The organism is Bradyrhizobium sp. AZCC 1577 (assembly GCF_036924575.1).
Classification (GTDB): Bacteria; Pseudomonadota; Alphaproteobacteria; order Rhizobiales; family Xanthobacteraceae; genus Bradyrhizobium.
The window spans coordinates 284,590-311,043 of the sequence record NZ_JAZHRQ010000001.1; the positions used below are offsets into that span (position 1 = coordinate 284,590).

General features: G+C 63.2%; 25 protein-coding genes and 1 pseudogene. 11 read left to right on the top strand and 15 right to left on the bottom strand.

Annotated features, from left to right (window positions below):
* Window positions 1–4: 4 nt before the first annotated feature.
* Window positions 5–1,909: a cobaltochelatase subunit CobT gene (gene cobT / locus V1278_RS01305; protein ID WP_334366117.1), complete on the bottom strand. Its 1,905-nt coding sequence runs from the start codon at window positions 1,907–1,909 to the stop codon at window positions 5–7.
* A gap of 135 nt (window positions 1,910–2,044) precedes the next feature.
* A complete protein-coding gene (gene cobS / locus V1278_RS01310; protein ID WP_065746623.1) occupies window positions 2,045–3,043 on the bottom strand; it encodes a cobaltochelatase subunit CobS in 999 nt (332 codons plus the stop codon).
* A 290-nt stretch (window positions 3,044–3,333) separates the two neighbouring features.
* On the opposite strand from cobS, the pseudogene V1278_RS01315 reads away from it, so the two are divergent.
* Window positions 3,334–3,994, top strand: a pseudogene (locus tag V1278_RS01315) (DedA family protein).
* Here the strand turns inward: V1278_RS01315 and V1278_RS01320 are convergent.
* A complete protein-coding gene (locus V1278_RS01320; protein WP_334366115.1) occupies window positions 3,952–5,169 on the bottom strand; it encodes a citrate synthase family protein in 1,218 nt (405 codons plus the stop codon). The pseudogene V1278_RS01315 and the gene V1278_RS01320 overlap by 43 nt on opposite strands.
* Window positions 5,170–5,242: 73 nt before the next feature.
* On the opposite strand from V1278_RS01320, the gene V1278_RS01325 reads away from it, so the two are divergent.
* Window positions 5,243–6,334, top strand: a complete 1,092-nt coding sequence (locus V1278_RS01325) for a citrate synthase/methylcitrate synthase (protein WP_334366114.1) — start codon at window positions 5,243–5,245, stop codon at window positions 6,332–6,334.
* A 427-nt stretch (window positions 6,335–6,761) separates the two neighbouring features.
* On the opposite strand, the gene V1278_RS01330 is transcribed toward V1278_RS01325, so the two are convergent.
* Window positions 6,762–7,409 (bottom strand): J domain-containing protein, encoded by a 648-nt coding sequence (locus V1278_RS01330; RefSeq protein ID WP_065746619.1) that lies wholly within the window; start codon window positions 7,407–7,409, stop codon window positions 6,762–6,764.
* A gap of 109 nt (window positions 7,410–7,518) precedes the next feature.
* Between V1278_RS01330 and V1278_RS01335 the strand changes: the two genes are divergently transcribed.
* Window positions 7,519–7,794: a BolA family protein gene (locus tag V1278_RS01335; protein ID WP_334366113.1), complete on the top strand. Its 276-nt coding sequence runs from the start codon at window positions 7,519–7,521 to the stop codon at window positions 7,792–7,794.
* A 209-nt stretch (window positions 7,795–8,003) separates the two neighbouring features.
* The gene (locus tag V1278_RS01340; protein ID WP_334379452.1) at window positions 8,004–8,417 is read left to right on the top strand and encodes a hypothetical protein; all 414 of its coding nucleotides are present in this window, start codon (window positions 8,004–8,006) and stop codon (window positions 8,415–8,417) included.
* 24 nt (window positions 8,418–8,441) lie between these two features.
* On the opposite strand, the gene V1278_RS01345 is transcribed toward V1278_RS01340, so the two are convergent.
* The 3 genes from V1278_RS01345 to V1278_RS01355 form a co-directional block, all read right to left on the bottom strand.
* Window positions 8,442–9,794, bottom strand: coding sequence for a hemolysin family protein (locus tag V1278_RS01345; RefSeq protein ID WP_334379453.1), 1,353 nt, complete (start codon window positions 9,792–9,794; stop codon window positions 8,442–8,444).
* 61 nt (window positions 9,795–9,855) lie between these two features.
* Window positions 9,856–10,998: a 3-dehydroquinate synthase gene (gene aroB / locus V1278_RS01350; RefSeq protein WP_334379455.1), complete on the bottom strand. Its 1,143-nt coding sequence runs from the start codon at window positions 10,996–10,998 to the stop codon at window positions 9,856–9,858.
* On the bottom strand, window positions 10,995–11,627 hold the full coding sequence (locus V1278_RS01355) for a shikimate kinase (protein ID WP_334366109.1): 633 nt from the start codon (window positions 11,625–11,627) through the stop codon (window positions 10,995–10,997). Before V1278_RS01355 ends, aroB begins: the two co-directional genes overlap by 4 nt.
* Window positions 11,628–11,770: 143 nt before the next feature.
* Between V1278_RS01355 and V1278_RS01360 the strand changes: the two genes are divergently transcribed.
* Window positions 11,771–11,917 (top strand): histidine kinase, encoded by a 147-nt coding sequence (locus V1278_RS01360; RefSeq protein WP_334366108.1) that lies wholly within the window; start codon window positions 11,771–11,773, stop codon window positions 11,915–11,917.
* Between the two features lie 4 nt (window positions 11,918–11,921).
* On the opposite strand, the gene V1278_RS01365 is transcribed toward V1278_RS01360, so the two are convergent.
* A complete protein-coding gene (locus V1278_RS01365) occupies window positions 11,922–12,503 on the bottom strand; it encodes a TetR/AcrR family transcriptional regulator (protein ID WP_334366107.1) in 582 nt (193 codons plus the stop codon).
* 103 nt (window positions 12,504–12,606) lie between these two features.
* On the opposite strand from V1278_RS01365, the gene V1278_RS01370 reads away from it, so the two are divergent.
* The 5 genes from V1278_RS01370 to V1278_RS01390 all read left to right on the top strand — a co-directional run bounded on the left by V1278_RS01370 (window position 12,607) and on the right by V1278_RS01390 (window position 18,246).
* A complete protein-coding gene (locus V1278_RS01370) occupies window positions 12,607–13,653 on the top strand; it encodes an SDR family oxidoreductase (protein ID WP_334379456.1) in 1,047 nt (348 codons plus the stop codon).
* A gap of 96 nt (window positions 13,654–13,749) precedes the next feature.
* Window positions 13,750–14,160, top strand: coding sequence for a nuclear transport factor 2 family protein (locus tag V1278_RS01375; protein WP_334366105.1), 411 nt, complete (start codon window positions 13,750–13,752; stop codon window positions 14,158–14,160).
* 164 nt (window positions 14,161–14,324) lie between these two features.
* Window positions 14,325–15,284 carry a site-specific tyrosine recombinase XerD gene (gene xerD / locus V1278_RS01380; RefSeq protein ID WP_334379457.1) on the top strand — a complete coding sequence of 320 codons (960 nt, stop codon included), beginning with the start codon at window positions 14,325–14,327 and terminating at the stop codon, window positions 15,282–15,284.
* Window positions 15,285–15,508: 224 nt separating this feature from the next.
* The gene (locus V1278_RS01385) at window positions 15,509–16,471 is read left to right on the top strand and encodes an acetyl-CoA carboxylase carboxyltransferase subunit alpha (protein ID WP_334366103.1); all 963 of its coding nucleotides are present in this window, start codon (window positions 15,509–15,511) and stop codon (window positions 16,469–16,471) included.
* A 293-nt stretch (window positions 16,472–16,764) separates the two neighbouring features.
* On the top strand, window positions 16,765–18,246 hold the full coding sequence (locus tag V1278_RS01390; protein WP_334379458.1) for a murein L,D-transpeptidase family protein: 1,482 nt from the start codon (window positions 16,765–16,767) through the stop codon (window positions 18,244–18,246).
* 60 nt (window positions 18,247–18,306) lie between these two features.
* On the opposite strand, the gene V1278_RS01395 is transcribed toward V1278_RS01390, so the two are convergent.
* From V1278_RS01395 to V1278_RS01425, 7 genes are all read right to left on the bottom strand, one after another.
* Entirely contained in the window at window positions 18,307–19,008 is a 702-nt protein-coding gene (locus tag V1278_RS01395; protein WP_334379459.1) for a branched-chain amino acid ABC transporter ATP-binding protein, read from the bottom strand.
* The gene (locus V1278_RS01400; protein ID WP_334379460.1) at window positions 19,001–19,735 is read right to left on the bottom strand and encodes an ABC transporter ATP-binding protein; all 735 of its coding nucleotides are present in this window, start codon (window positions 19,733–19,735) and stop codon (window positions 19,001–19,003) included. Before V1278_RS01400 ends, V1278_RS01395 begins: the two co-directional genes overlap by 8 nt.
* The gene (locus V1278_RS01405) at window positions 19,722–20,759 is read right to left on the bottom strand and encodes a branched-chain amino acid ABC transporter permease (protein WP_334379461.1); all 1,038 of its coding nucleotides are present in this window, start codon (window positions 20,757–20,759) and stop codon (window positions 19,722–19,724) included. The genes V1278_RS01400 and V1278_RS01405 overlap by 14 nt, the downstream gene beginning before the upstream one ends.
* A gap of 63 nt (window positions 20,760–20,822) precedes the next feature.
* Window positions 20,823–22,043, bottom strand: coding sequence for a substrate-binding protein (locus V1278_RS01410; protein WP_334366098.1), 1,221 nt, complete (start codon window positions 22,041–22,043; stop codon window positions 20,823–20,825).
* Window positions 22,044–22,047: 4 nt separating this feature from the next.
* Complete coding sequence (locus tag V1278_RS01415) at window positions 22,048–22,905, bottom strand: branched-chain amino acid ABC transporter permease (protein WP_334379462.1); 858 nt, start codon at window positions 22,903–22,905, stop codon at window positions 22,048–22,050.
* 36 nt (window positions 22,906–22,941) lie between these two features.
* Window positions 22,942–24,456 (bottom strand): amidase, encoded by a 1,515-nt coding sequence (locus V1278_RS01420; protein ID WP_334366095.1) that lies wholly within the window; start codon window positions 24,454–24,456, stop codon window positions 22,942–22,944.
* 155 nt (window positions 24,457–24,611) lie between these two features.
* On the bottom strand, window positions 24,612–25,796 hold the full coding sequence (locus tag V1278_RS01425; protein ID WP_334366094.1) for a substrate-binding domain-containing protein: 1,185 nt from the start codon (window positions 25,794–25,796) through the stop codon (window positions 24,612–24,614).
* A 180-nt stretch (window positions 25,797–25,976) separates the two neighbouring features.
* On the opposite strand from V1278_RS01425, the gene V1278_RS01430 reads away from it, so the two are divergent.
* Window positions 25,977–26,420: a MarR family winged helix-turn-helix transcriptional regulator gene (locus V1278_RS01430; protein ID WP_028347666.1), complete on the top strand. Its 444-nt coding sequence runs from the start codon at window positions 25,977–25,979 to the stop codon at window positions 26,418–26,420.
* Window positions 26,421–26,454: the final 34 nt, after the last annotated feature.

Sequence of the window (26,454 nt, forward strand, 5' to 3'; positions counted from 1 at the left end):
GCGCTCACGAATGCAGGCGGCGCGGCCGGTGGTGGCTCGTGGCAGGCGCGGCGCCGTGGGTTTCGCTGAACAGCTCGGCGAGCTTTTCGGTGATGGCGCCGCCGAGCTCCTCGGCATCGACGATAGTGACCGCGCGGCGATAATAGCGCGTGACGTCGTGGCCGATGCCGATCGCGATCAGTTCGACCGGCGAACGGGTCTCGATCTCCTCGATGATGTGGCGCAGATGCCGCTCGAGGTAATTGCCGGGATTGACCGACAGCGTGGAATCGTCGACCGGCGCGCCGTCCGAAATCATCATCAGGATCTTGCGCTGCTCGGCGCGACCGAGCAGTCGCTTGTGCGCCCAATCCAGCGCCTCGCCGTCGATGTTTTCCTTCAGCAGGCCCTCACGCATCATCAGGCCCAGATTCTTGCGCGAACGGCGCCAGGGCGCGTCGGCGGACTTGTAGATGATGTGGCGGAGATCGTTGAGCCGGCCGGGATTGGCCGGCTTGCCGGCCGCGAGCCAAGCCTCGCGGGACTGGCCGCCCTTCCAGGCGCGGGTGGTAAAACCCAAAATCTCGACCTTGACGCCGCAACGCTCCAGCGTGCGCGCGAGAATGTCGGCGCAAGTGGCCGCCACCGTGATCGGCCGGCCGCGCATCGAACCGGAATTATCGAGCAGCAGCGTCACCACGGTGTCGCGGAAGGTCGCTTCCTTCTCGTGCATGAAGGACAGCGGGTGATAGGGATCGGTGACCACGCGCGACAGCCGTGCGGGGTCGAGAATGCCTTCCTCGAGATCGAACTCCCAGGCGCGGTTTTGCTGCGCCATCAAGCGGCGCTGCAGCCGGTTGGCGAGCCGCGCCACGATGCCCTGCAGATGCGCGAGCTGCTTGTCGAGGTAGGAGCGCAGCCGCTCCAGTTCGTCATGATCGCAGAGATCTTCGGCGGCGATGACCTCGTCGAATTTCGGGGCAAAGGCGTGATATTCCGGGCCGCGCGGCTCGTTGGCGCCACGCATATTCGGCCGCGTCGCTTCGCCCGGCGTCTCGTCGTCGCCGAGTTCGCCGTCGTCGAACGTATCTGACGTGGAAGCCTGCGCGCTCTCCATCGCGCTTTCCGACATTTCGTCGGTGGAAGCCTGCGCCTGGTCGGCGCTCATTTCCTGCGCGGCATCGGAATCGGGCGAGCCCTCGGCGCCGGACTGATCGCTCTCGCCGTCCGGATTCTCGTCATCGTTTTCGTCGTCATCGGCGTCCGCATCGCGGTCGTCGCCGAGGTCGAGCGCTGACAACAGGTCGTGCACGAGATCGCCAAACTTGGCCTGGTCCTCGGTGACGCGGCTGAGCTTGTCGAGCCGGGTGCCGATCTTGTCTTCCAGCGCCGGACGCCAGAGATCGACCATTTTTTTCGCAGCCGCCGGCGGCGCAAGGCCCGTCAGCCGTTCGCGCACCAGCATCGCCAGTGCATCGGACAGCGGCGCATCGGCGCGGTCGGTGATCTCGTCGTATTTGCCACGATGAAAGTGATCGTCGAGCATCGCGGTAAGGTTCTTCGCCACACCCGCCATTCGCCGCGAGCCGATGGCCTCGACACGGGCCTGCTCCACCGCCTCGAACACGCCGCGCGCCTGCGGATTTCCCGGCATCAGCTTGCGATGCACCTTGGGATCATGACAGGCGAGCTTCAACGCGACCGAATCGGCGTGGCCCCGCACGATCGCAGCATCCCGCTTGGTCATCTTGCGGGCCGGTTCCGGCAACCGCGCCTTGCCCGGTGCAAGACCGGGACGCTCGGCCGCGAACGTCACTTCAAGTTCCGGCGCCTTCGCGATCGCGCGCAGGCACGAGGTCACCGCGCGCTTGAACGGTTCGGTCGGGGCTTCCTTGGATCCGGTGCGGAATTTGATGTTCGACGTCGTCATTACGTTTCTATCACCCGTCGTCCCTGCGAAAGCAGGGACCCATAATCACCAGCGGTCGTCAATTCACCCGACGTTGGCAGCATCCTTCCATCGAAAGTCCTCGGCGTATGGGTTCCGCTTTCGCGGGAACGACAGCTACGAAAGCGCCACGTTCACCGAACTCTCGGGCAGCTCCTGGTTGAAGCAGCGCTGATAGAATTCGGCCACCAGCGGCCGCTCCAGTTCGTCACACTTGTTGAGGAAGGTGACGCGGAACGCGAAGCCGATATCGCCGAAGATGTCGGAGTTCTCGGCCCAGGTGATCACGGTGCGCGGGCTCATCACCGTCGACAAATCGCCATTGGCGAATGCGTTACGGGTGAGATCGGCCAGCCGCACCATCTTGTTGACGATATCGCGACCTTCCTGGGTGCGGTAGTGATGCGCCTTGGCCAGCACGATCTCGACTTCCTCGTCATGCGCCAGATAGTTCAGCGTGGTGACGATCGACCAGCGGTCCATCTGGCCCTGGTTGATCTGCTGGGTGCCGTGATAGAGGCCCGAGGTGTCGCCGAGGCCGACCGTGTTGGCGGTCGAAAACAGGCGGAACGCCGGGTGCGGCTTGATCACTTTGTTCTGGTCCAACAGAGTCAGGCGGCCGGAGACTTCCAGCACGCGCTGGATCACGAACATCACGTCGGGGCGGCCGGCGTCGTATTCGTCGAACACCAGCGCGATGTTGTGCTGCAGCGCCCAGGGCAGGATGCCGTCGCGGAATTCGGTGACCTGCTTGCCGTCCTTGATGACGATCGAGTCCTTGCCGACCAGATCGATACGGCTGATGTGGCTGTCCAGGTTGACGCGCACGCACGGCCAGTTCAGCCTTGCGGCGACCTGCTCGATATGGGTCGATTTGCCGGTGCCGTGGTAGCCGGTGACCATGACGCGGCGGTTCTTGGCGAAACCGGCGAGAATCGCGAGGGTGGTGGCGCGGTCGAAGCGGTAGTCCGAATCCACTTCCGGCACATGCGGGTCGACTTCGGAATAGGCCGGCACTTCGAGGTCGCTGTCGATACCGAAAACCTGCCGGACCGACACCTTCATGTCGGGCAGTCCGACGGGCTCCGAAACTTTGCTCATGGCGGCGGTCGTCATCAATCCTCCGAGGTCCCGGGCGTTCCCGAAACCAGATCTGTCGAATGGCTGCGGATGGGGGCTAACGCGAACCTAGCAGAGAGCAGGGGCCGGCAGAAGCCCGCGGCGCAATCAAAGTTCCATTGCCTTATCATTGAGATAAGCCATCTCTCAGGTTTTTGGAGGGCTGCTCTGCGAATCACGCCGCACTTTTGCCGCCTTGGCCACCCGCCAAGCGCATAACCGGCACTTTCAACCCCTGCCCGGGCTTGGTAGCTCTGAGTTCAGCCCACCTATCGGACAGCAAGGTTGTGACTTCATTCCTCGATCCCGTGATTGCAGTCGTATCGGCCCATCCGTGGCTGGCCTACCTGACGCTATTTCTGGCGGGCCTTTTTGGAAGCGATCCCGGTCGCAGGCGCGCTGGTGCCGGGCTCGACCATCATCCTTGCGCTGAGTGCGCTGGTGCCCGGCGGCGAACTGAAGCTGTGGGGCGTGCTGGCGGCCGCGATCGCCGGCGCCATACTCGGCGACGGCTCGGCGTTCTGGGCCGGCCATCGCTCGCAACGCGAAATTCTGGGCGCCTGGCCGATGTCGAAATATCCAGGCGTGATGGCGCAGAGCGAGACGTTCTTCCACCGCTGGGGAACGCTGGCGGTGTTGTTCGCGCGCTTTGTGCCGCCGATCCGCGCCTTCGTACCGGTCACGGCCGGCGCGCTCGGGATGTCGCCGGCAGTTTTCTTCGGCGTCAATATTCCCGCGGTACTCGCCTGGGCTTTGGCACATGTACTGCCAGGCGTGCTCGCGGTCTCGGCGTTACATGAATATGCCGGTCTGCCGCATCACCAACACACCGGCAAGCATCTGTGGATTCTGGCCGTGTTCGCGGCGGCGATCATCGCGCTCGGCGTCTGGACGCTGCGCCGCCGTCAGGCGCGGACGGGGCTCCGTCCCGGTGCGGGGCCGACATAGCGCGCGCGGGGCCGGATCAGCCGGCCATGACGCAATTGCTCGCAGGCATGCGCGATCCATCCGACCGTTCGCGCCATGGAAAACAACACCAGTTCATGGCCGGTCGGCAGGCCGAGTGTGTGCACCAGCACCGCAAGGGCATAGTCGATATTGACGAACTCGCCGGTCGCTTCGGCGATCCGCTCCGGGATTTCGTGGGTAAACTTGCGGTCCGCGCCCGAGCGTGCCAACGCCTCCAAGAGCGCCCACGCACGGGGATCGCCATGCTTATAGACCCCATGACCAAAGCCCGCGAAGCGTTCGCCGAGCGCGACGCGCTCGCGGATGACGGGGGCGACCTCGCCACTGGCAAGCGTCTTCAGAAGCTGCGCCGCCAGCACGCCGGCGCCGCCGTGCTTCGGGCCTTTCAGCGCGACGAGACCGGCGATCATGGCATCGTAGAGATTTAGCCCGGTCGAGGCCGCGCAGCGCACCGTGAAGGTCGAGGCATTCAGCTCATGATCGGCCAGCAGCACCAGCGCGCGGCGGATCAGATCGGCCGCGTGCTTGTGCTCCGGCGCCCAGGCGCGTGCGATCTGCAAGTGAAGCGGCTTTGCCGAGAATTTGGCGTTCAGCATGGTCGCGACCACGAGGCGCATGATGCGGCCACCCAGCATCGCGCGCTCTTCGTCGGCGCGGGTGAAGGCCCGCGGGTCAGCCCTGGCGGCGAGCGCCAGCACGGCGATGGCGCGATCGATCGCATTAGCCCCACGTGCGGCCTCGGCCACTGCGCGCATTTCGTCCGACACAACGGGACAATTGTTCTGATCGAAGGGATCGACGCCCGTCACATCCCACAACAGCGTCGCGGCATGTTCGAGCGTGTCGCGCTCGGCGAGATCGATGCAGTTGACACCGCGATAGATCGCGCCGTCCTCGGTGATGGTTGCGACGGCTGAGTCCATGACCGGCAGATCGGCGTCGAAGCTGCGCAGGCCGCGCGGCTCCGGCGACGGCGCGCGCCGCTCTTTCAGCGTGCGGACGTCCTCGGCCCGGTAGCGGTGGCTGCGAGAATCCTCCGCTGGTTCCGACCGGATCAAGCCACGGCTCACATAGGCGTAGAGGGTTGCCTGGGAGATCGCGAGTTCGGCGGAGGCCTCGCGGGCCGAGAGGTAAAGGCCGGAGGATTTTTTCATATTGATTTACATAATCAAGATTGATCAAGTTGTCGAGGGACCCGACCTTTGCAGGAGGCAAAGGAGAGCCCTCATGAACATGCAGATTTCCAAGACCCCGATCGGCCTCGACGGCATTCCGGCCGCCGAAACCGTCCTCAGCCATGTCGACGGCGAGCGCGGCGAACTGATCATCGCCGGCGAACGGGTCGGCGACCTCGCGGGCAAGTCGAGTTTCGAAGGCGTCACCGCGCGGCTGTGGAACGCCGCAATGGGAACCTCGCTCAACGAAGCCAATGTGCGCTCAAGGCTCGGCGCGGCACGGGAACGCTCATTCGCTCGGCTACCCGAATTGCTGCCGGCAACGCGTGGCATGTCGATTGTCGACGGCTTTCGCGCAGCCGTTGCCGGCCTGCGCGGCGAAAACGGACTTGAGCACGAGGCGACCATCGTCGGCGCGTTGCCTGTGATTGCCGGCGCGCTGCTGCAGCGGGCCAAAGGCGAGGACCCGATCGCGCCCGACCCGACCATTGGCCATGCCGCCGACACGCTGTCGATGCTGCGCGGCCGCAAAGCCGAACCGCGCGAGATCACCGCGCTGGACACCTACTTCGTCACGGTGTGCGACCACGGCATGAACGCGTCGACCTTCACGACGCGCGTCGTAGCCTCGACGCAAGCGGATTTGTTCGCAGCCGTCACGGCCGGCTATTGCGCCCTGACCGGGCCATTGCATGGCGGCGCCCCTGAGCCGGTGCTGGAGATGCTGGATGCGATCGGCTCGACCGAGCGCATCAAGCCGTGGGTCGACAGCGCACTGGCCCGCGGCGAGCGGTTGATGGGATTCGGCCACCGCGTCTATCGCGTCCGCGACCCGCGCGCAGACGTGCTCAAGCGCGCGATCGAGCGGCTCGCAGGAGGCGGCACCGATCTGCCGTTCGCGGGCGAGGTCGAGGCCTACATCCGCGACGCATTGCGGCGGAAAAACCCCGACCGCCCGCTCGACACCAATGTGGAATTCTTCACCGCAATCCTGCTCGACGCGCTGAAAATTCCGCGACAGGCGTTTACGCCGATCTTTGCGGTGGCGCGCGCCGCAGGCTGGACCGCGCATGCCCGCGAGCAGCAGCGTGGCGGCCGGCTGATCCGGCCGAGTTCGGCGTATGTCGGGCCGATGCCAGGGTGAGCGGGACCAAAACTTCGTACAAGGCAGCAGCGGAGCCAAAATCTCCGCTGTCGTCCCTGCGAACGCACTAGGGCATGCACACTTGTTGCGCCGCAAATACTCATGAAAAGCCAAGGGTTTTTGCACTTCTCAAGTGTTGCGACGTAGTTTTGCTGCGCGCGCTCTCCACCCCACCGAAGCGCTGGATTCCGATCTTGCGCGAAAACGCCAGCCTCGATTCCAAAATTTCGATGAGCTCGCATCTTCGATTCTAAAATTGCATATGAAGCCTGAATCGCACTGCAACATGTGTGCATCCACTAGTGCGAACGCAGGGACCCATACGCCGCGGCCCGTGGATAGGGCATACGGGTAGACAGCTTTCTCTATCGATTAGTGCCGGTGGTTATGGGCCCCTGCGTTCGCAGGGGCGACGATGAATAGCGCGCTACGCCCGTACCACCGTCTTCAAATAATTATACGCCTTGATGATCTCGATCAGGCGGTCCTCGGTGGAGCGGTCGCCGCCATTGGCGTCGGGATGGTGCTGCTTGACCAGCGCCTTGTACTTGGCCTTGACGTCATCGAGCGTTGCCTCGGCGGAAAGCCCCATCACCTGCAGCGCCTTGCGCTCGGCGTTCATCACCTTGCGCGTCTCGGCCTTGGCCTGCGCGCCCGGGCCGGGTCGCCAGCGGCCGCGGCCGTTGAGCTCGGAGAACATGCTGAACGGATCGGCGGCGCCGTCAAAGTCCTCGGCGCTGGGCTGCTTGCCCTTCTTGCCGGCGGTGTTGGCGCCCATCTTCCAGGTCGGGCGATGGCCGGTCAGCGCATCCTTCTGGTAGCGCGCGACGGCATCGGCGTTCATCCCCTGGAAGAAATTGTAGGACTGGTTGTATTCGCGCACATGGTTGAGACAGAAGTGCCAGTACTCGCGGGAATTCTCCCGGCCCTTGGGCGCCCGGTGCGGGCCCTTGTTCTGGCAGCCCGCCCACTCGCACATGGCGGCTTCCTCGCGCGCCTGCGCCTGCTGCTTCGCACTCAGCTTGTTGGGCTTGATGCGAATGGAATCGAAGAACTTGGATGAATCAATCGGCATGGCTGACTTTGACTACGCAATGCGCAAGGCTTCAAGTCTTGACATTGCGAATACCTCTATTCGGATGCGCCATTGACCGGAAGCCGACACAGAATTATCTGCCACCATCATGAGCACCAGGGACATTATCATAAACAAGTTGCGTGAAGCTTTCTTGCCGGAAAGCCTCGACGTCGCGGACGAATCTCATCTGCATGAGGGCCACGCCGGCCACAGGCCTGGAGGCGAGACGCATTTCAGGGTTTATATTGTGTCTCCGGCCTTCGAAGGGAAGAGCCGCGTTGAACGCCACCGCATGGTAAACACGGCGCTTGACGCGGAACTCAAGGGCTCCGTCCATGCACTCGCCATCAAGGCGCAGGCGCCCCGGGAAGGTCAGGGCTGAAGAACCCAACCCGATCTTGAAGTGCGCCGACAGGCCGAAGACCTGTGGCTTTTGCTCAAGATCGCGCAGACGGCACAACCGTTTTGATCTATCTGTTGACTGCCAGGGCGATGGGCGCAGTTCCATCCGAACCGGGCCGTAGCGGCCCCAATCCCATCGCCGCTCGATAGGGTCGTCCGATGCAGCATTGGGTACGCTTCAGATGGGCCGTGGCCGTGATAGTCCTGGTTGCAGTCTCGTCAACCAAGGCACACGCGCTGGACATGCCGAGCCCCTTTGTCCAGGAAGTGCTGATCAAGAGCATTCTCGTGACGCTCAACGACGCGGTGGCATCGGACAATTTCACGGTCCTGCACGCCAAGATTTCAAAGCCGTTCCGCGATCAGTTTCCGCCCGACAAGCTGCGGGCTGTCTTCAAGGACCTGGTCGAGAAGCACGCCGTGTTCGACGCGATCGTCGCCAGCCCGGTCATTCCGGAGGAGGACGCAAAGATCGATGACAAGGGCGTGCTGCGCCTGAAGGGCCGCTTCGACACCACGCCGAAAAAGGTGAAGTACCAGCTCGGCTTCATTCCCTCCGACGGCCAATGGAAGCTCAGCGGCGTCACCATCGATATTGAATAGCTGACGCCGTTATGGCGCCGACGTTCAGAACGCCGTCCCTGCCCGCTTCGGCTTCGGATACTCCGCGTCGGTTTCGCGCGGCAGCGGCGTGATCTTTAGCGCCGTGATACGGTTGCGCTCGCGGCGCAGCACGCGGAAACGGCAGCCGTGGAAGGTAAAATTCTGGCCGCGTTCGGGGATCGAGCGCGCCTCGTGAATCACGAGGCCGGCGACCGTCGTCGCCTCCTCGTAGGGCAGATCCCAGTTCATGGCGCGATTGAGGTCGCGGATCGGCACGGAGCCATCCACCACGACGGAGCCGTCGGCCTGGACGCGGACGCCGGCAACCACGACGTCATGCTCGTCGGAAATGTCGCCGACGATCTCTTCCAGAACGTCTTCCAGCGTCACCATGCCTTCGACCTCGCCATATTCGTCGACGACGAGCGCGAAGTGGGTTTTGCGGCGGCGGAACGCCTTCAACTGTTCGGACAGGGGCCGCATCTCCGGCACGAACCAGGGCGGCAGCATGATCGCCGAAACGTCGATGCGCGAGGTGTCGCCTTCGGACGCACGGATCGCGCGCAGCAGGTCCTTGGCGTGCAGCACGCCGATGATGTTCTCCGGCTTGTCGCGCCACAGGGGGATGCGGGTGTATTCGGTCGCCAGCACCTCGCGCACCAGTTCGTCCGGCGGCAGGTCGGCGTTGATCATCACCATCGCGGTGCGGTGGACCATGACATCAGATACGGCGAGATCGCCGAAGCGGAAGACGTTGTGGATGTACTCGGCCTCGCCGCTTTCGATGCCGCCGTGCACGGCCGATTCCTCCACCAGCCCCTCGATCTCGGAATCGGTGAGGATCTCGTGCTGGGAGGATTCCTTGACGCCGAACATGCGCAGGATCCCGCGGGAGGCGGCGTTGAGCAGCCAGTTCAGCGGGTAGAACACCAGATAGGACAAATAGAGCGGGTACGCGATCCATTGCGAGACCGGCGTCGGCTGGCGGATCGCAAATGTCTTCGGCACCTGCTCGCCGATCACGATGTGCAGCGAGGAGAACACCAAAAAGCCCGCCAGGAACGAGACGAAGTGCAGCGTACGTTCCGACATTCCGAGCGGAACGAGCAGCGGTTCGAGCAGCGCCGAGACGGTGGGCTCGCCGACCCAGCCGAGGCCGAGGGAAGCCATGGTGATGCCGAGCTGGCAGCAGGCGAGATAGGCCTCGATATTGCCCATCATGCCATGCAGCAAGTGCGCGCCGAACCGGTCCTGCTCGACCATCGCCTTGATGCGAAACCCGCGGCTCTTGACCAGCGCGAACTCGGCGGCCACGTAAAACGCGTTGGCGGCGAGCAGCAAGATCGCGAGCAGCAGATTGAACGCGGTCGAACTCATATGTTCCTCGTGACGGCCCCGGCCCCGCGCAACGCTTGCGTCAAGCCGCCCGATAATCCCGTCATCCCGACAACTTCTGTTGCAGGAAATCGCGAACCAGCGCCGGCTCGACGTCGTTTGCAACCACCGCGCGGCCGATCGCCTGCAGCAGGATGAAGGTCAGCTTGCCGCGCTTGACCTTCTTGTCCTGCGCCATCAGCGCCATCAGGGCGTCGGCATCGGCCAGCCCTTCCTGGGCGAAGCCTGCGATGTCCTGCAAATGGGTCGGCAGGCCAACGGAAGCAAGATGGCGTTCGACCCGGGTGACCTCGACCTCGGAGATCATGCCGAGTTTCGCTGAAAACTCCGCCGCCAGCACCATGCCGACGGAGACGCCCTCGCCGTGGAACAGGCGGTCGGAAAAGCCGGTCGCGGCCTCCAGCGCATGGCCGAAGGTGTGGCCGAGATTGAGCAGCGCGCGCTCGCCATTTTCGCGCTCGTCGCGGGAGACGATCGCGGCCTTGGCGCGGCAGGAGGTTGCAATCGCGTGCTCGCGCGCCGCGCCACCGGAGAAGATGTCGGCATGGTTGGCTTCGAGCCAGGTGAAAAAGGCTTCATCGCCGAGCACGCCATATTTGGCGACCTCGGCGTAGCCGGCGCGGAACTGGCGCGGCGACAGCGTGTCGAGCACCGACGTATCGGCGATCACCAGCACCGGCTGATGAAACGCGCCAAGCAAATTCTTGCCCTGCGGCGAATTGATGCCGGTCTTGCCGCCGACCGAGGAATCGACCTGGGCCAAAAGCGAGGTCGGCACCTGCACGAAATCGACACCGCGGCGCAGGATCGCCGCCGCGAAACCGGCGAGATCGCCGACCACGCCGCCGCCGAGCGCGATCACCAGATCGTTGCGCTCGATCTTCGCCGCGATCAGCGCTTCGGAGACCTTTTCGAGACCGGCATAGGTCTTTGACACCTCGCCTTCCTCGACGATCACGCGTGACATCGGGATGCCAGCTTCGGTAAGCGAGCGCTCGGTTTGCTCCAACCAGTGCTTTGCGACGGTGCTGTCGGTGACGATGGCGGTTCGCACGCCAGGACGCAGCGCAGCAACGCGCGCGCCGAGCGTACCCAGCACGCCGCGGCCGATCACGATGTCATAGGCGCGGTCGCCGAGGGCGACGTCGACCGTGATGTCGGCGGAATGTTTCAGCGGCGCAGTCATGGCGTGACGTTCATCCCGTCGGTTGTTGGCTGGGCGGCCGGGGCGCCGGCACACAGCCGGGCGCGCAGGGCCTCGATGCATTCGTCGACGATTCGGTCGTGCGGCACGTCGCGAGACAGAATGGTCACGTCGGCGCTCCGGTAGACCGGCTCGCGCGCTTCGAGCAGACGGCTGACGGTGGCAGTCGGATCCTCGGTCTGCAGCAGCGGCCGGTCGGCGCGGCGCCTCACGCGCTTCATGATGACGTCGACGTCCGCCTTGAGCCAGATCGAGACCGCCTTGTCGCGGATGCGATTGCGGGTGTCCTCGCGCATGAAGGCGCCGCCGCCGGTGGCGATCACGGCGGGGCCGCTGTCGAGCAGCCGCGCAATCACCCGCGCCTCGCCGTCCCGGAAATGTGGCTCGCCGTGGGTTTCGAAAATATCCGGAATCGACATCCCGGCGGCCGCCTCGATCTCGATATCGGCGTCGAGAAATGGCAGCCGCAGCCGCGCCGCCAGCCGGCGGCCGATGGTCGACTTGCCGGCCCCCATCATGCCAACCAGCACAACCGAACGCCGTCCCAGGGCCGACATAATGTCGGCCTCCTGGGGGGCGCTCGCCTGGGCCGGTGCGACGGTCTCGGACATCAAAAAGCTCTGTGGTTTTGCGGATTTCCACCGCTTCGTGACACCTATACTACCCCGACTGACGCAGTTGCCAGAGACTCTTGCCACGGCGAAGGGAACATGTTGGATGATTTCATTGGTTAATTCGCCGCCCTGAGCCCCCTATGCCCAGCTTGTTCCGCTTTCTGACGGTCGTCGGCGTGATAGCCGGGGTGATCTATGGCGTGGTTTTCGCGCTGGCGAATTTCGTCAATCCAAGCCCCCGGGAAATGACGGTTACCATTCCCGCAGACAAGTTCCTCAAGAGATAGCAAGTTAGCGACTCAGCGCTTTGCGCAGTAGACGCAGGAACAGCCGCGTATCTTCGAGCAGATCGTGGCCCGCCACTTGCGCGTCCTTGATACCCTCCATGGCCGCAACAATGATGGCGGCTACATCGGCAGGCGTGGCATGCAGAGCATCCAAGGTGATCGCACCTGTCGCCTGCGCATTGGTTAGCGCTTGGGCAAGGAGGGCCACCAACTCGGCGCGCGCCGCCAGCGTGACGTCTCGGGCCAACGCCATGTTTGTTTCGAACAGTTCCGCCGCGTCGCCGCTGCCGGTGAAAGGCGCGATTAACTCGCGCTGGAAGGCGGCAATTGCCGCCTCAATCCGACTGAAAACATCGCCGTCACCAGCGAGCGCGGCTTCCACCTTTCGCATCGCCCGGGCGTGCGCCCGCGCCGACCCCGCCCGAAACAGTTCTTCTTTGCTGTTGAAGCTTAGATAGAGCGCCGCGCGAGACATGCCCGCGGCGCGCGCGATGTCGGCCATAGACGTCTTGCGAAAACCGTGACGGACAAAGACCGGGAGCGCCGCGTCGAGAATAGCCTCAGATTTTTGGTCGCTCTGATTCATCCGAGACAGATTGACAGCATTTGTCTAATCCGTCAAAAGACGATTAGACAACAACTGTCCACCTGTCTAACGGCCATCGGTAGCCCTAAAGGATCGAATCGACATGCCTAACAAGTTGAATGATCCCGCGGCCGCCGCCACGGTGCTCGTCACCGGCATCGGCGGATTTCTCGGCGGACATATCGCGAGGCAATTGCTGGCGAGCGGCTGTCGCGTTCGCGGCACCGTCCGTAGCCTTACCGCCTGTGACCGGATCAGGAGCCAGCTTGGTGTCGCCGCGCCCGCTCACGCCGAGGCGCTCAGCTTTGTTCAGGCCGATCTTTGCTCCGATGCCAGTTGGGATGCCGCGGTAGATGGGTGCCGCTATGTCATCCACGCCGCCTCGCCGTTCCCGGCGGGCCTGCCAAGGGACGCGGAAGAATTGATCGAGACCGCGCGAGACGGCGCGCTACGAGTGCTGCGCGCGGCCCATCATGCCGGTGTCGCGCGTGTGGTGCTGACATCCTCGATCGCCGCTACCAATCATGGCAACGGTCAGGCTCCCTATACCGAGAGCGACTGGACTAATCCGACCAGCGCGCGGGCCACGCCTTACTACAGGTCGAAAACGCTGGCCGAACAGGCGGCGTGGACCTTTGCCAAGGAGACCGGACTCGATCTGGCCGTCATCAACCCGGGCATGATCTTCGGTCCGCTGCTTAGTCCGCAATACGGCACATCGGTCGGGCTGATCCAGCAAATGATGAGCGGCAAGCTGAAGCGCGTCCCGCGCTTCGGCTTCGCGGTCGTGGACGTGCGTGATGCGGCCGATGCCCATATCCGCGCCATGACCTGTCCGGATGCCTCCGGCCAGCGCTTCATCATCGGCGGAGGATTTTTCTGGTTGAGAGAACTGGCCGCCGTGCTGGCAAAATCGTTCCCAGCCTATGCTCCCGATTTGCCCGGCGGCGAAGTGCCGAACTGGATGGTGAGGGCAATGGCTCCGTTTAGCCCGCGTTCGCGCATGATCATTCATGAACTCGATCGCGACCTCAGCGTAAGCGCGGCCAAGGCGCATCGCGTGCTGAACTGGAGACCGCGGCCCGACGAGGACTGCATTCGCGCCAGCGCACAAAGCCTGATCGACTATGGCCTGATCACCAAGGCGTAGAGCGGCAGCCCCGTTACTCGCGCAATCAGGGTCAACCCGCAGGTTGCGCCGTCGCAACGCATTCTAATCCTCCCCTTACAGAATTGGACAACACCGATGCCAACGCACACCACCGACATGGACGGCTCGCCGGAAGCCGAGCACATCCGCAACGCCGAACGGTCCCGGCTTCGCGCCCTCGTCGCCGGCGACATGGAGGCGGCAGGGCCGCTTCATGCGTCGGAGTTCCAGTTGATTACGCCGATCGGAATGCCGCTATCCAAGGACGAATATCTGGGTGCGATCACGAGCGGCCAGATCAAATATCTCATGTGGGAACCCGGACCTATCGCCGTGCGGCAGCACAAGGGCCATGCCGTGATCCGGTATCGCGCCAGGCTCGAGATCGTGTTCGGTGGCCACCAGGTCGCACCCGGCGAATACTGGCACACCGACACTTACGAATATCGCGACGGGCGGTGGATGGTCGTCTGGTCGCAGGCCACGGCGATCAGTCAAATGTCCTAGAGACTTTCGGTTCTGATTGAATCAGAACCGGGCTGCTTTGACGCATTTTCTTAACGCGAACCGGTGTCCACTTCGCTTGAAAACGGTCTGGCCTTCCGAACGCTGCGTCCAGGCGCGTGTTTGAAAAGCCTCCGTCCTGCCCGGATCATGCGGTATCATAGCGAATGCGCACGACACCCTCCGACGCGAAACTGATCAACCTGTTCCTCGACATGCTCGCGGCGGAACAGGGGGCGGGCGACAATACGCTCGACGCATATCGGCGCGACCTCACAGATTTCTCCGAATTTCTCGGGCAAGCCGGCCAGAACTTTACCCGTGCCGGGACCGACGTGCTGCGCGACTACCTCGCCGATCTCGACACCCGCGGCTTCAAATCCTCCAGCGTGGCGAGGCGGCTGTCGGCGATGCGGCATCTGTTCCGCTTCCTGCTCAACGAGCGCATCCGCACCGATGATCCGGCGGCGATCCTGTCCGGCCCGAAGCGCGGCCGCGGGCTGCCGAAGGTGCTGTCGATATCGGATGTCGACCGCATGCTGACGCGAGCCAAGCAATTGACCGAGGCCGAGAACGCCTCGCCGCAACAGCGGCTGCGCGCGATGCGGCTGTATTGCCTGCTGGAAGTGCTCTACGCCACCGGCTTGCGCGTCTCGGAGCTGGTGGCGCTGCCGCTATCGGCCGCACGGCGCGATGCCCGCATGATCATGGTGCGCGGCAAGGGCAACAAGGAACGGCTGGTGCCGCTCAACGAAGCCTCAAGGCAGGCGATGGCAGATTACCTCGCCGCCATGGAAGCGCTCAGGCCCGAGAAGAAGAAAAACGCCGCCGTATCGAAGTGGCTGTTTCCCTCCTTCGGCGAGAGCGGCCATCTGACGCGCCAGCACTTTGCGCGCGACTTGAAGGAACTGGCAGCGGCGGCAGGCCTGGCGCCGCGGCTGGTCTCGCCGCACGTGCTGCGCCACGCCTTTGCCAGCCATTTGCTGCATAACGGCGCGGACCTGCGCATCGTGCAGACCCTGCTCGGCCACACTGACATCTCGACCACGCAAATCTATACCCATGTGGTCGAGGAACGGCTGAAGAGCCTGGTGCGCGACCTGCATCCGCTGGCGGAGAAGTCGTAGTCGTCCCTGCGAAACACAGGGATGACAGGTAAATGAACTCCCGCCTTGACTTCCGCGGCTTCTCCCCCGAAACAGCCATCCCGCCCGTGGCCTTGTTTGGCGCGCTTTCGGCAAACCGGGTTATCCGGACCGAGATATGCGCTAAATCATTGAAGATGCGTGCTTTCCTGGGGTGAATCGAAAACCGCTTCGCCTCACAGCGCGTTGTTACCTATATTGTCTTGATGCCGGAACAGATGCGCAGCTATCTCGACTTCGAAAAACCAGTCGCCGAACTCGAGTCCAAGATCGACGAATTGCGCGCGCTGGCGGCGTCCGGCAGCGACATCGGCGACGAGATTGCGCGCATCGAGGACAAGGCGTCCCAGGCGCTGGCCGATCTCTACGCCAATTTGACGCCGTGGCAGAAGACGCTGGTGGCACGCCATCCGCAGCGCCCGCACTTCACCGATTTCGTCAATGCGCTGATCACGGACTTCACGCCGATGGCCGGCGACCGCAAATTCGGCGAGGACGAGGCCCTGATGGGTGGCTTCGGCCGCTTCCGCGGCGAGAGCATCTGCGTCGTCGGCCAGGAAAAGGGCGCCTCGACCGAGGGTCGCATCAAGCATAATTTCGGCATGGCCCGGCCTGAAGGCTATCGCAAGGCCGTGCGGCTGATGGAGCTGGCCGATCGTTTCGGCATTCCCGTGCTGTCGATCGTCGATTCCGCCGGCGCCTATCCTGGCATCGGCGCCGAGGAACGCGGCCAGGCGGAAGCCATCGCGCGCTCCACCGACGCCTGCCTGTCGCTCGGCGTACCCAATGTCGCAATCGTCACCGGCGAAGGCATGTCCGGCGGCGCGATCGCCATCACCACCGCGAATAAGGTCTTGATGTTCGAACACGCGATCTACAGCGTGATCTCGCCGGAGGCGGCCTCCTCGATCCTGTGGCGCGACGGCACCAAGGCGCAGGAAGCTGCCACCAGCATGAAGATCACCGCGCAGGACATGCTGCGATTCGGCGTGATCGACCAGATCCTGAAAGAGCCCGCCGGCGGCGCCCATCGCGATTCTGCCGCCATGATCTCGGCCACCGGCGATGCCATCGCGGAGGCCTTCAATGATCTCCGCAATCTCGACGCGGATGCTGTCCGCCGGCATCGGCGGCAGAAATTCCTCGATATCGGCCGCAAGCTCGGCTGATCGCTTCGTCCGTGTCTACGCCGCCTCGGTAAGTTCGCTCGAGCCTACTCGCCCCAATGGATTAACGACCTCTAAACGGCCATTATTTTCGCCAGCGCGCATGATTCGGCCGCAATTAGGCCCCGAGCCCAGTCTTTAGTTTTTGTTGACCATGCCTGCCGCGGCAGCCGCTGGATGGCGTCGTTCGGGTTGCGGCGCAGGGGGGCAATGGGTAGTATTTTAGACAATGGCTTCAGGGCATGTCGCTGTTGATTTGGGGTGCGAGAATGCCCGGTGGGTGTGGAGCTTAGCCTTTGATTAACCGCTCGCTGGTTCGCGCGCTCGTCACGTCGGCTGTCCTCGTGGGCGCAGGCGTGTTGATGGCCGGCTGCAACAGTGACGGCATCTCACTGGCCAACAACGCCAAGGCCAACCAGCCAGTCCCGCCAAAACTGATCGCCGACATGACGGCGAAGGACATGGACCTGCAGTCCCCGATCCTGGTCCGGCTGTTCAAGCAGGAAGCCGAATTGGAGGTCTGGAAGCAGGACCGCTCCGGCCGTTTCGCGCTGTTGAAGACGTATCCGATCTGCCGCTGGTCGGGCGATCTCGGCCCAAAGGTTCGCGAAGGCGACCGCCAGGCGCCGGAAGGCTTCTACTCGATCTCGCCGGCGCAGATGAACCCGCAGTCGGCCTATTACCTCTCCTTCAACACCGGCTATCCCAATGCGTTCGACAAAGCATTGGGACGCACCGGCTCGCAGTTGATGGTGCATGGCGACTGCTCCTCGCGCGGCTGCTACGCGATGACCGACGAGCAGATTGCGGAAATCTATTCGCTGGGCCGCGAATCCTTCTTTGGCGGCCAGAAGTCGTTCCAGTTGCAGGCCTACCCGTTCCGGATGACGCCGGCCAATATGGCCAAGCACCGCAACAACCCGCACATGCCGTTCTGGAAAATGATCAAGGAAGGCAATGATCATTTCGAGGTGACGCGGCAGGAGCCGAAGGTCGATTTCTGCGAAAAGAAATACGTGTTCGATGCGGTCAAGCCGCCGGGCGCCACCAAGGACCCGGTGTTCGAGGCATCCTCCAAGTGTCCCGCCTATGCGATATCAGATGAAATCGCCGACGCCGTGCGCGAGAAGCAGGCGACCGATATTGCCGAGACCGCGCGGCTGATCGCAAAGGGAACGCCGATGGCGCGGATCAACACCGGCATCGACGGCGGCATGCACAAGGTGTTCGCCGCCCGCGTCCCCGAAGGCAGCACCGGGCTTTCGGAGCCCGGCGACGGCTCAAGCCTGTCGCTGATGGCACGCGCGCCAGGCACCGTTCCCTCCCACGTCAATCCGCCCAAAGCTCCGTCCGAAAACTTGCTGATGGGTCCGCCGGAGCAGCCGAAACTGGCCGCAGTACCGGCTGCTGCTCCTGCCTCTGCCCCGACTTCGACGCGGGTCGCCAATGCGGCGCCGCCGACTGAGCAGAATGACGGTTTCTTCTCCAGCCTCGCCCGCAAGGTTGGCCTGGGCGGCGCAGCCGACGCCACCGCCAGCACGCCACCGTCCAAGCCGAAGGCGGCGACCGAGGCCAAGCAGCCGCCGCGTCCTGAAGCCGCTGCGCCGAAGACGACGGCAGCGAAGCCCGACGTCAAACACGCCGCCGCCAGCCGCCCGCCGCTGAAACCGTCAGTGTCGGATGGCCCGGCACCTGCCGCCAAGGACAATCAAGTCGCAGGCTCTGCACCGATCATGTCCACGAACTCGTTCGACAGCCGCTTCGGGGCGGTGAAGTAAGGCGCGGCAACACTTTCATAGCCGGATCAGCCATCGACGCCGATGCGCCTTCGGCGGACGCTACGGTGCGAGATAGCGCAACAATTCCGGATCGTTCCGCACCTCGCCAGCAGCGCCTTGCAGCGCCACCCTGCCGCGATCGAGCACATAGGCATAATCGGCGACGCGCAGCGCGAGATCGAGATGCTGCTCGACGATGACGATCGCGATCTGCTTGGCCAACTCGATGAGCCGCTCGGTGATCTCCTCGATCACACCGACCCACACGCCTTCGGTCGGCTCGTCCAGCAGCAGCAATTTGGGATTGCCAAGCATCGCGCGTCCGATCGCCAGCATCTTGCGCTCGCCGCCCGACAGCGTGCCGGCCGGCTGGTCGAGCCGCCGCCCGAGCTTCGGGAAGATGCTCAGGACCCGATCGACCGCCGTCGGATCAACGTTGAACAGCGAGCCGACTGCGAGATTGTCGCGCACCGAGAGCCGAGCGAACACCGAATGTTCCTGGGGCACGTAGCCGATGCCCGAGCGGACCCGCTCCTCGGTCCGGCGCCGGGTGATGTCACGGCCGTCGAAAAACAATTCGCCATTCGAGCTCGCAAGCTCGCCGACGATCGTCTTCATCAGTGTGGTCTTGCCGGCTCCGTTACGGCCGAGCACCGCGACGCCGCCACGCCAGGGAATGCCGATGTTGACATCGAACAGGACCTGGCTGCGGCCATAACCGGCTTCGAGATGTCGTACGTCGAGAAATGTCTGTTCAGGCACGACGTAGATAAATCTCCTGGACGCTCTTGTTGACCTGGATCTCGGCGACCGTTCCGGACGCGAGCACACGACCCTGGTCGATCACGGTCAGGCGGTCGCAGATATCGCGGATGAAATCCAGATCGTGTTCGACGATCACAAGCGAACAATGCTGCTTGATAGGCTGCAGGAGTTCGCCGGTGACGCGGCGTTCTTCCAGGCTCATGCCGCCGGTCGGCTCGTCCAGCAGCAGCAGCCGCGGCTTGGCTGCGAGCGCCATAGCGATTTCCAGCCATTGCTGCTGCCCGTGCGACAGCGCCGCGGCAGCATCATGCGCGCGATCGGCGAGGCGGAACTGGCTCAGCATCATCATTACCTGATCGTGCAGCACGCCGCGCGTGCGCGAGAACACCAGATCGAACAGCGAGGATTGCGCCTGCAGCGCCAGCAGGATGTTGTCGTACAGCGTCAGTGTCGGCAGCACGCTAGTGATCTGGAATTTCAGGCTCATGCCGGCGCGGGCTCGCTCGGTCGGCGACAACTGGGTGATATCGCGGTTGATGAAGGTGACCTTGCCTTGGGTCGGCACCTCGGCGCCTGCGACGCACTTCATCAGGGTGCTTTTTCCCGAGCCGTTCGGCCCGATCAGGCCGTGAAACTCGTTTTCGCCTATCGTCAGCGCGGCACCATCGAGCGCGGTGAGCTTGCCAAACACCTTGACGATGCCGGTCGCCTCAAGGAGCGGCATTGCGCTTCTCCTTCGGTCCCGCCCCAAAACTGCCGACGCGCTCGCGTTCGCCGAGCACGAAGCTGATCAGCCCGAGCGGGCGGAACAGGATCACCAGCAGCAGCAACACGCCGAGAAGGATAGGCCAGATGTCGCGATAATTGTCCGACAGCCAGAAGCTGACGCCCTCGATGATAACGGCGCCGATAACCGCGCCGATCAATGTGCCCGATCCGCCGAATAAAACGTAAAGCACGACCTGCGTCGAGATTACCACGCCGACCATATTGGGCCAGACGAAGCCCTCGTGAAATGCGTAGAGACTACCTGCAAGGCCTGCGATGGTGCCGCCCACGGCGAAAACAATCGCCTTCAGGTGTTGCGCCTTGTATCCGAAGAAGGCGATGCGCTGCTCGTTCTCGCGAAGCCCCGCCAGTGCCAGGCCGAACTGCGAGCGCACCAGGAAGCGGCACAGCAGATAGACGACAACCAGAGTGCCGAGCGCGAAATAGTAATAGACCGGTCCTTCGGTAACGTCGTAGTTACCGAGCGACATCGACGGAATCGAGGGAATGCCGTTCTGTCCGCCGAGATAGTACCAGCCGCGCGCCAGGCGGTCGGCCGCGTAGGATCCGGTCAGGGTACCGAGTGCAACGAAGATCACGCTGGAAGGATGCCGGCCGAGCAGCAGAAAGCCACCGAGCAGCAGCGAGGTGGTGAGCCCGATCAGCGTTCCCGCCGGCAGTACGAGAAAGATCGAGGTGATGTTGAGGTCGCGCGCCATCAGTGCAACGCCATAACCGGCCGACCCGAAGAACAGCGCCTGACCGAAGCTCATGATGCCGGCATATCCCCACACCAGATCGAACGAGAGCGCGAACAGGGCCAGAATAATGACGCGGGTAGCGAACACCGTGAGGTAGTCCTGCAGAACCAGCGGCAGGATCAGCGCAGCGATCAGCACCGCCCCTTCCACGATCGGGAGCACCTTCCGTCCCGCCGCCAGTCGCGCCGGCAATGCTTGATCCAATCCACCGTCAGCCATCGAAACGTCGGGCCCCCGACTCACGTTGCGCGAAGGGCCTGCTTTGCTGCACCCATGGATCACTCAGCACTCCTTGGGATCGACGAGGCCGTCGCTGCGGCCCACGATCTCATAGTTCCCGCCTTTGGCAACAGCGGTATACATCTTCATCTTGCAGTGCCGCTTGCCCGGCACCATCTCGGCCGGTCCGCCCGGGCCTTCCGCGATCTTGGCATGATCGAGCGCCGCGGCCACCGCATCGCGGTCGATCTTGCCGGCTTCCTTGACCGCCGCTTCCCATAGCTTCAGCCCGCGATAGGTGCCGGTCGCCGCGCTGCCGGCGGCGAACAGGAAATTGCCGGGGAAATCCTTCTCGTAGGCCGCCTGGATCTTGGCGCTGACCGGATCGTCCTTGGTCAGCGCCTTGAAGTAGTCAAGGCAGCTTGCAAGACCCTCGATCTCGCTGGCCTGATTGATGTTGAGCGTATTCTCGTCATAGTACACGCAGGCCAGCCGTCCCCCATTCTTCAGGAAGCCAGCCTCGTAGAGCTGCTTGAAGAACGGACCGACACCGGGAGGGATTACAGTGTTAAAGACGACATCGACCTTGTTGGAGATGATGCGGTTGACGGTGGCTGAGAAGTCGACCTGGTCGAGCGGGTAGTACTCCTCGAACACGACCTCGCCACCGCTGGATTCAATCACCTTGCGTGCATAGACGTTGAGCGTGTGCGGCCAGACATAGTTCGCGCTTGGCAGCGCAAACTTCTTGCCGCCGTTCTTGATCAGCCAGGGTATGAACTCGTCGCATTGCTGCGCCGGAGTCGGGCCGGTGCAGAATAGATTGGCCGTGCATTCCTTGCCCTCGTAAAGCTGCGGATAGATGTACAGCGTCTTGCCGCGCGCCACGATCGGATCCTTAATCGCGTTGCGCATCGAACTGGTGATGCCGCCGAGCACCATGTCGACCTTGTCGCGCTGGATCAGCTTGCGAACGTTGCCGACGGCGACCGATTCGTTGGAGGCGGTGTCCTCGATGTAGAGCTCGAGCGGCCGGCCGAGCAGGCCGCCGGCAGCGTTGATCTGCTTGATGACCATCTTGGCGACATTGGCGTCAGCATTGCCGGCATAAGCGATCGGGCCGGTCAGGTCGGTTGCGATGCCGACCTTGATCGGGCCTTCGGCGGCATTGGCCCAGTCGGGCCTGACCACCCAGCTACCGATCCCGGTCGCAATCGCGCCGGTCGTGAAAGCAAAGCCGCTGAGGAAACGACGGCGCGTCAAATCAAGGCGATCGGCAAACATGCGACTAAACCCCTTTTCCAGCGATGAGGCCTTGCGGCCGGAATTTGATGAAGACGATGGCGAGTACGAAGACGAGAACGTCGGCGACCACGGGCGCCATGACCCAGGGTAGCGCCGCGCTGAGCGTTCCGATCAAGCCGGCTCCGGCGACCGGCCCGATAAACGATCCGACGCCGCCGACCATGACGGCGACAAAGCCCTGAATCAGGAACCGGATACCGAGGTCGGCGAACAAGCTGAACACGGGCACGATCAACGCGCCAGCAAGCCCCGCCAGCGCGGCGCCGAAGGCAAACGTGGCGCCGTAGATCAGGGGCGTCGAGATTCCCGACACCCGCGCCAGCGCCGGATTTTCCAACGTCGCGCGCACGCGAAGGCCGAAGCTGGTCCGCGACAGCAATAGATAGCAGCCGCCCATCACCAGCAGCGTGATGACGATGATCGTGAAGCGCCACGTCGAAATGTGCATCGTGCCGATATCGATCGAGCCGCCGATCGGCTCCGGCACGGTCAGATAGAAACCGCCGATCAGGCCGCGCACGCTTTCGCGGATGATCAGGCCGAGCGCATAGGTGCCAAGCATCGCCACGATGGGCGCGGCATAGAAGCGCCGGATGATGAGCGCCTCCAGCACGAAGCCGAGGCCGCCAACGATGAATGGCGCAGCCGCCATGCCCACCCAGATCGGAATCCCGCGGCTATGCGCCAGATAGGTAACGTAAGCGCCGAGCAGGACAAACTCGCCCTGCGCGAAGTTGAATATCCCCATCATGCTGGCGATGATCCCGAGCCCGAGCACGACCAGCACGATGATCGCGCCAAAACTCAGGATCTCGAACGCCGCAACGAAGGTGCTAGCCATGCCTTGCGATCCAACCGGCCCGCGACAAAACGCCGCTCACATTTTCTTCCAGTCGCCGATTTGCTCGAAGGCGTGCGCGGCGCGATAGATCGTGGATTCCTCGAACAGCCGGCCGACCAGCATCAAGCCCACCGGAAGACCGTCCACCATGCCGCAGGGCAACGACATTGCGGGATGATGGGTGATGTCGAATGGCGCGGTGTTCGAAATCATTTCCAGCGCGCGGGCGACGTAGTCTTCGCGGCTGGCATTGGCCGGCGGCAGCGGCGTCGCCTTCATCGGCGTCGTTGGCAGCAGCAGCAGATCGTAGTCCTTGAAGGCCTTGTCGTAGGCAGCGGTCAGCCGCCTGGAGATATTGAGCGCCTTGCCATAGTAGCGCGGGCCGAAATTGTTGTTGATGTAGGTGCCGAGCAGCAGGAACAGCTTCGTGGTCTCCGACAGCGAGTCGGCTTGCCGGCGCCAGCCTCGATGGAAATCCATCAGCGACGTCGAATAGAGATCGCCACGGCTCAGCCCGTAGCCGTCGCCATACATCATGGTCTGCGTCATGCCTTCGGTGCCGATCGGCGTCCAGATTGCAGGGCCGGTCAAATGCATCGGGATCGAGACCGTCTCGACCGAGGCACCGAGATCGCGGAAGCGCTTGGCCGCTTCGCGCACGCTCTCATTCACCGCAGCTTCCGCCATTGGCTGCTCGAAACCTTCCTTGAGTATGCCGATCCTCATCCCTTTGACGCCGCCGCCGAGTGCCTTGGTATACTCCTCGACCTTCGGCGCCTTGATGCGCGGATCGTAGCCGTCGTCGCCGGCGATCACCTCCAGCAACAACGCGTTGTCGGCCACCGTTGCCGTCATCGGCCCGGTATGGTCGACGAAAATTTCGATCGGCATGATACCGGTGTACGGAACCAGTCCCCAGGTCGGCTTCATCCCGTATGTGCCGCAGAACGAGGACGGCATCCGGATCGAACCGCCCTGGTCACCGCCGATCGCCATGTCGACCTCGCCAAGCGCAACGACGACGCCGCTACCCGACGAAGAGCCGCCGGCCGAATAGCCCATCTTGTGCGGATTGTGCACAGGTCCCACCGCGTTGGTGTGACTGCCGCCGGACATGCAGAAGGATTCGCAGTGAACCTTGCCGGCGATTTCGGCGCCCGCGTCCAGCATCCGCGTGACGATGGTGGCATCGAAATCGGGCACGTAGCCTTCCAGCGTGGCCGATCCGTTCATCATGGGCACGCCGGCCAACATGATGTTGTCCTTCAGCGCGACCGTCTTGCCCTTAAGCTTGCCGGAAGCGGCGCCTTTCACGGTCGACTTGCGGTACCAGGCGTTGCGCGGGTTCTCTTCCGGCAAGGGGCGGTAGCCGGGGGTGCGCGGATACTTCACTTCCGGCAGCTCGTCCGGCATCGCTGCGACGAGATTGTAGGCATCGATCGAACCTTGCATCAGACTGCGGAACGAAGCGACGTCCTCGTCGGTGAGTGACAGGCCGCATTGCTCGGCGACGGCGCGAAGTTGCGTTGGTGTTGGAAGGACGACTGACACGACGCTCTCCTGAAGCTTTTTGATCCCTGGGCGTGCAGCCGGCGGCCCGCTTATCGCGTGCGAACCGTGGCCTTTGCGCAGGTATTCAAAACGGAAATATTTTCCTTTTCAAGCATTATTTCGGATTTCGACTGAATAAGATTGTTCCGTCGTTGCTAGATTGCCTTGATCACCTTGAAATCGAGGCCATCGGCCTCGGCGAGATACATCTGCATCCGAACACGACCATCACGGACGATCACCGGTCCGCGTGCGCCGCTATAAACGACATTGCGCCCCGCCGCGAACAAGGGCGCCATCGCCAGCGTGCCGGCCTGGTTGGCCGCGGCTTCAAGAAATCGCAACCCTTCATAGTTCGATTGACCGAGCGAGCCGATCGGCGGGGCATTCGGACCGAACATCGCGCGATAGCCGCCCATGAATTCGTCATTGGCGCGCGAGCCGACACAGGGGAAGTAGCCGGACGCGCAGAACAGGTTCTCGCTGTTGTCGGCGCCGATGCCGAGCAACACGGTTTCGTCCATCGCTCCGGCGAACCGCAGCATGGTGGCGGCGAGCCCGGATTCGCCGAAGGCGCGATTGAAGGTGATGCTGTCGGTTCCGATCAGGGAGATCAGCACAACGTCGGGCCGCGCGGCGCGGATGCGCGCCAGATGCGGCTCGTGATTGTCCTCACCGAGCGGGACGAACTCCTCGCCGACAACGTGGCCACCGGCTTCCTTGATGTACCGCTTCACCGCGCGATGCGACTGCCAGGGCCAGACATAGTCGCTGCCTATCAGATACCAGCGCGCGGCCTTCTTGACCTCGCTGAGCCAATGGATCGACGGTCGGATCTGCCAGCGCGGCGTCTCGCCGATCGCCATCACGCCCGGCGTCTGTTCGCCGCCTTCGTAAACGGGGGTGTAGACATAGGGCACGCGGCCACGTGTAATCTTGCGCAGAGCCACGCGGACTGCACTGGTGTGCAAGCCAACGATGAGATCGACTTCGTCGAACCCGATTGCCTGCTCGGCGCGACGCAGGACGTCGTCGAGCGGCCCGCCTGCATCGTAGATCGAAAGCTCGATCTCGCGTCCAAGGATACCGCCGCGCTTGTTGATCTCCGCGACCGCAAGCTGCGCACTGCTCGTGGCGGATGGGCCCCAAACCCCGGGAGAGCCGGTGCAGCATATGAAGCCCCCGATCCGAAGCCTGTTCCCGGCGCCGCGCCGCCTGAAGAAGGCATGATCGTCCGGCGACAAGGCGCGATCATCCGCTGCCGCCGACAGGTTTCGAAACAGCAACTGCGGCGGAAACGTAGGGCCGCCGGAAGCCGGGAAGTTTACCGTCGAACGCACGCCAACTCCTGTCTGGCACCAGACCAAAACACATCCCGCGGGCGGCCGCGGCATCCGCCCTTCTTAGTTGGAGAAATAGCTTATTGGAAAATATTGAATATTCAACAATTGAAGTGCATATAGAAACGGCACTCGTTGCCGGACATTCACTCACATTCGGATCAAGACGAAGTTTCAGCCGTGGCCAAACCGCCGAAAGACAATTCCCCCATCACAGAACACCTCGCCTATTTGCTCGCGCAAGCCAACCGGGAGATCAACCGGCAGCTAGAAATGCGCTTGAGCAAGGAAGGCGTACCTGTCGAGCAATGGCGCATCCTTAAAGTTCTGTCCGACGGCAACGGCCATTCGATGGGCGAGCTTGCGGACGCGGTGCTGCTCAACCATCCCACGCTGACCAAGATGGTCGACCGCATGGTGTCAGACGCGCTGGTCTACCGCGTTCAGGACCCCAAGGACCGCCGCAAGGTCCTGATGTTCGTATCCGACCGCGGCAAGGCGCTGAGCAAGCGGCTGAACTCGCTGGCGGTGAGCCAGGAAGAGCACATCGTCGAGAGCTATGGCGACAAATCGACCAACGAGCTCAAGCGCCTGCTCGAGAGCCTGATCGACAGCTCGAACTAGAGGATGATCCGCGCCTTCGCAGCGGTCAGCTAAA